Raw genomic sequence first — 1044 nt, 5'->3', positions numbered from 1 at the left:
GTCGCTGCCGCCATCTCCGTTACCGCCGCCGTTCCCATTGCCGCCGCCGTTCCCACTAGAACCACTGCCACCGGGGCTGCTTCCGGTGCTGGCTCCATCTGACCCGTTCCCGCCAGATCTATTATCGCCGGTGCTTGCGCTGAGGCCACCACTCCGGGTGGTGGCCGCATTTTCGGGGCCCTTGTTGCGGCCGAAAATACCGGGAAGATTTAATGGTCGCAGCCACGGATTGTCCCCCCGTTCGCCAGAATCGCGATCAAGATCTTCGGCGATAGGTTCCGGGCTGCCATCGTCACCCGATGCAGTCAGCGCCTGATAGGGTTCCGTCATCTTTCCGCGGGTAATCACTGGGTTGGTGATCGGAGGAGCACCCGGTCCACCCAACCATAGTTCCAGATAGCCTTCTTCTGGAGAGGGTGTGAAGCTCACGAAGTCCCGGGCATCAATATCCAGCGCGGCTGCCATATCCTGGGCTGCTGCGCGATCTTGCGGATGAAAATACCGGACATGCGTTTCGCCGACCGTGATCGGCGTCACGACTTCCTGGGGTTTCCAGCCTTCGGCCGATAGCCATTCGATAGTCTGGTCCCGCTGATCTGTGGCACTCCGCTCGGGAACGTAGACGGCGAGGCGCAACTGAGATGCCTCCGACCGCGCCATCGTCTCTTGGGGAATAGCCTCATCTGTCTGAGTTGGGGGGCGGGTATTCTGCATCCCTGGCGCGGCGTAAACCGATGGATCGCTGGAGGTCGTGTCTGGCCTAGCGGTCTCAAGCCCGGAGCCGGGCGTCCCTTCAGGCTGTCTGGACGCAGTGCCGGCCTGCGACCCGGCTGCTTCCGACGGTGCTGGTGCCGGCGAGGTCTTAGACTTCAGCCCTGGCAGCGGTGGCAGATGCCGCCAAATTTCTTGAGCCGTTGGAGGACTATTGCCACTCTGCTGAGCGCCCGCTTGTGCCGCCATCAAGCAGGCGACGAGGGTCAATGCTCCCAAAGGGACCTTCATATGCTTGTGTCGTCGCATCACCGCGTGGGCCTCCGCTTTTGA

1 protein-coding gene is annotated in these 1044 nt (G+C 62.0%); it reads right to left on the bottom strand.

The genetic code is table 11. The annotated features are described in order from the left end of the window. Nucleotides 1–636, bottom strand: a 636-nt coding sequence (locus TY51_RS21570; protein WP_197054599.1) for a hypothetical protein, incomplete at its 3' end; no start/stop codon positions are given. Nucleotides 637–1044 lie beyond the last annotated feature (408 nt).

The sequence above is a fragment of the Paracoccus sp. PAMC 22219 genome (assembly GCF_000787695.1).
Classification (GTDB): domain Bacteria; phylum Pseudomonadota; class Alphaproteobacteria; order Rhodobacterales; family Rhodobacteraceae; genus Paracoccus.
The sequence above is the reverse complement of the archived record's forward strand: the minus strand, read 5'-3'. Positions and strand labels throughout refer to the sequence as shown.